Here is a 3628-nt window from a genome sequence, read left to right on the forward strand (position 1 = left end):
CCATCTATGGGCCGGCCTGGCGAATCGCCAGGATGAGGGCAGCGGCCAAACGCCTTGTCCGCAAGGTGCGGCGCGGGCCGGCGCAGGCGCCACGCGCCGCCTGGGCGGGTCTGGTCAATCCGGGTCTTGCCGGGCGCACCGATCTTACCGAGCGCTTTCATCGCAGCGGCTACATGCCCGCCGCCGTCAGCGCCAGCGAAGCGCTGACGCATCGCTGGCTTCTGTCGACCGGGCTGGTGCCGCACGCTTTCGAAGTGCTCGACAAGGCCGCCGCCAATTTCGGCGTCGAGCCGCGCTATCCGTTCTGGGACAAGCCGCTCGTCGAATTCTGCCTGGCGCTGCCCGGCGAGGAAAAGCTCAAGGACGGTTTTGGCCGCCATGTGCTGCGCCGGGCCATGCAAGGCGTTCTGCCGCCGGCCGTGCAATGGCGGCGCGACAAGATCGATTTCACCACCAACCTGGTCAATGGCATGCTCGGCAATCACCGCGAGCTTCTGGACAGGCTGCTTATATCGGACAGCGAGCGGATCGCACCCTATGTGAACCTGCCTGCAGTGGCCGCGGTCTATGACCGGATGCTGCGCCAGCCCGAGCAGGCGACCCTGCCGGACGTCCAGCATGTCTGGCGCGCGGTTTCGCTGTCGCTGTGGCTGCGGCAAGTTGAGGGAAACCCCGCATGAACCTTCCGATCGCTTCCCTTGCGCGATCCGAGCCGCAAACGGCGGCGGCGAGCGGACGTGTCCGCCGTTTCTACAAGGCCTACGGGCTGGTGATCGGCTCCGAAGTGGCCTTGCCTGAGCTGGAGCCGACGCGCCCGGCGACACCGGATCTGGAGATCGCGGTGGGGCGGGTCGATTTTCCCGGCGCGGCGTCCCAGCGTGCCACCGCCTTCCGTTTTGAGCCGACGCGCCAGTATCTTTCCTGGCAGGCGGTCGGCACGTTCTTGATCAGCGGCGTCAACCGCATCGATGTCGATCCGGCACCAGGGGTCGACGATCCGCTGCTCGCCTTTCCGCTGCTCGGGCCGGTGATGGCGCTCGCCCTGCATCAGCGCGGGCTGCTCGTCCTGCATGCCAGCGCCATTGAAGTCGACGGCAAAAGCGTGATCTTCATGGGCGACAAGGGCGCCGGCAAATCGACCACGGCAGGCGCGATGATCCGCGCCGGCCATCGACTGCTCACCGACGATGTCGTGGCGCTGGATTTGTCCGACCCGGACCGGCCGATGATCCTGCCCGGATTCCCGCAGCTCAAGCTTGCGGCGGACGCGGCCGGCGCCATTCGCCTCGAGCAGGCGGAGGTGCGCCCGCAGGTGCATCCGCAGATCGACAAGGCGCAGCATCGGCTGCGTGACGGATTTGCGGCCGAACCGCGTGATATAGGAGAATTTGATGATCGCCGGGCGGGTCGGCGTCAGCCGGCTGGAAGTGCCGGCCGGACTCGACCGGATCGACGAAGCGGTCGCCGCGATCGATACCGACCTGGCGTCCGGGACAAGGTGAGCCGGGACATGAGCTGGCCCTCGAAGCTTCGCCTGTCGCTGTTGCGGGACATCACCGGCTTCGGCGCCATGATGGCGCATGTCGGCGGGCGACGCACCGCGACGGCGCTGACCTTCCTGATCCTGGGCAGCCTCACCGAAGGCATCTCGATCCTGCTGCTCGTCCCGCTGCTGCGCCTAATCGGCAGGGCCGAACAGGATTACGCAGTTCCACTGCCGGAAGCCTTGCATTGGCTGGTGCCCGGCGGAACGCTGTCGCTGGCGACGGTGCTGTGCCTGCTTGTCGCGCTGGTGGCGCTGCAGGCGATTTTCAACCGCTTCAAGTCGGTCTACATGGCGCGGCTGCTCTACGATTTCGTCAACCGCGTGCGCATGAACCTGTTCGAGAGCATCGGCCGGGCGCGCTGGGGTGTTTTCACCCGCATCCGCAGCTCCGATCTCGACCACGCGCTGAACGGCGACGTCGACCGGGTGCAGGTGGCTGCCTTCTCGCTGCTGATGCTCACCCAGGCGACATTGCTTCTCACCGGCTATCTCGTGGTCTCACTGTTCATCTCGCCGGTGATGACGTCCTTCGCCATCCTCATCGGCCTGATTCTGCTGGTTGCGCTGCAGCCGTTCCGGGCACGCGCCAGCGCCTATGGCCGCACGCTGACCGGCAACCGCCAGGACCAGTATCGCACGGTCTCCGAGTTCCTCGGCGGCATCAAGGTCGCCAAGAGCCTCAATGTCGAGGCGAGCTATTTCGCCGAGCTCGGCGCGACGCTGGACAGGATGAAGGCCGACAACATAGCCTTCGTGCGCAACTCTTCGCTCGGCACCGCCCTGTTCCAGATGGCGAGCGTGATCGGGCTCAGCCTCTTCATCTACACCGCGCTGGTCCGCTTCCACCTTTCGCTTGCCGAGATCGTCGTGCTGCTCCTGGTCTTCATGCGGGTGGCGCCGCGCTTCATGGACATGCAGCTTCAAACCCAGCAGGTGCTGATCAACCTGCCGGCCTACGCTTCGATGCAAGCCCTTCAGGCCCGCTTCGACGCCGAGCGCGAACCGACCCAAGGCATGGCCGAACGAGGCGCGAGACTGTCGCTCGAGACCGGCCTCAACATCCGCGAGGCATCGTTCGCCTATGGCGAGGGTGACGCAAGACCGGTGGTCAGCGATATCACCTTCGACCTGCCCGCCGGCAAGGTGACGGCGCTGATCGGCCCTTCCGGCTCCGGCAAGAGCACGATCGCCGACATGCTCCTCGGTCTGCTCGAACCCACCAGCGGCCGGATCCTGGCCGACGGCGTGGAAATCACCGCGCAGAATCGCAGGGCGTGGCGCGATCAGGTTGCCTATGTACCGCAGGATGTGTTCCTGCTGCATGACACGATCGCCGCCAATCTTCGTCTTGCCGCGCCTGGGGTCAGCGACGAGGAGCTATGGGCGGCCCTGCGCAACGCCCATGCGGCCGATTTCGTGGAACGGCTGGCATCGCGGCTCGATACGGTGGTGGGCGACCGCGGTGTCCGGCTCTCCGGCGGCGAGCGGCAGCGCATCGCCTTGGCGCGGGCGCTGCTGCGCAAGCCGTCGCTGCTCATCCTCGACGAGGCGACGAGCGCGCTCGACTGGCAGAACCAGTCGCTGATCGCGCAATCGATCGAGGCTTTGCGCGGCCGCATGACAATTTTGACCATCGCGCATCGGCCGTCGATGATCGCCTTCGCCGACTGGGTCGTGGCCATCGAGAACGGGCGCATCGTCGAGGTCGGACAATACCGGCGGCTGAAGGCAAAAGCCGGCAGCCGGCTGGCCAGGATGCTGTCGGGCGAGCAGGCCGAGCGCGACAGCGCGCCCCCGGCCGAGGCCGGATTGGTCCCGGCGCCGGTCGAACGGTCAGTGGAGGCTGCGTCTGGCGCTTAGCTTTTCGCCGTCGGCGACCTTGTTCAGGATTGCCCCGCGGTCGGCTTCGCGGATCTTGTCGGCCGAAGTCGGCGTTGCCCTGCCGATCATGGCAAAGACCAGAAGGAAATAGCCTGCCTGGATGATCACGGCGCAAACGATGGCACGCAAGAGGATGGTGCCCGCCGACGCGCCGTCGAAATAAGACCAGCCGATGACGATCGCCAGCGCGAACATCATGCC

The 3628-nt window shown here is 66.3% G+C and carries 3 protein-coding genes; 2 read left to right on the forward strand and 1 reads right to left on the reverse strand.

Features of this window, described 5'->3' with window-relative positions; genetic code table 11:
* Together EOA27_RS27415 and EOA27_RS27425 are read left to right on the forward strand one after the other, a co-directional pair.
* Positions 1 to 680: asparagine synthase-related protein (locus EOA27_RS27415; RefSeq protein WP_245491172.1), on the forward strand; the 680-nt coding region annotated here is incomplete at its 5' end.
* 830 nt (positions 681 to 1510) lie between these two features.
* Positions 1511 to 3406, forward strand: coding sequence for an ABC transporter ATP-binding protein (locus EOA27_RS27425; protein WP_127249355.1), 1896 nt, complete (start codon positions 1511 to 1513; stop codon positions 3404 to 3406).
* Here EOA27_RS27425 and EOA27_RS27430 read toward each other — a convergent pair.
* Positions 3380 to 3628 (reverse strand): exopolysaccharide production repressor exox (locus EOA27_RS27430; protein WP_245491173.1); only part of this gene is annotated, 249 nt, incomplete at its 5' end. The genes EOA27_RS27425 and EOA27_RS27430 overlap by 27 nt on opposite strands.

The sequence above is a fragment of the Mesorhizobium sp. M2A.F.Ca.ET.037.01.1.1 genome, assembly GCF_003998075.1.
In the GTDB taxonomy this organism is placed as follows: Bacteria; Pseudomonadota; Alphaproteobacteria; order Rhizobiales; family Rhizobiaceae; genus Mesorhizobium.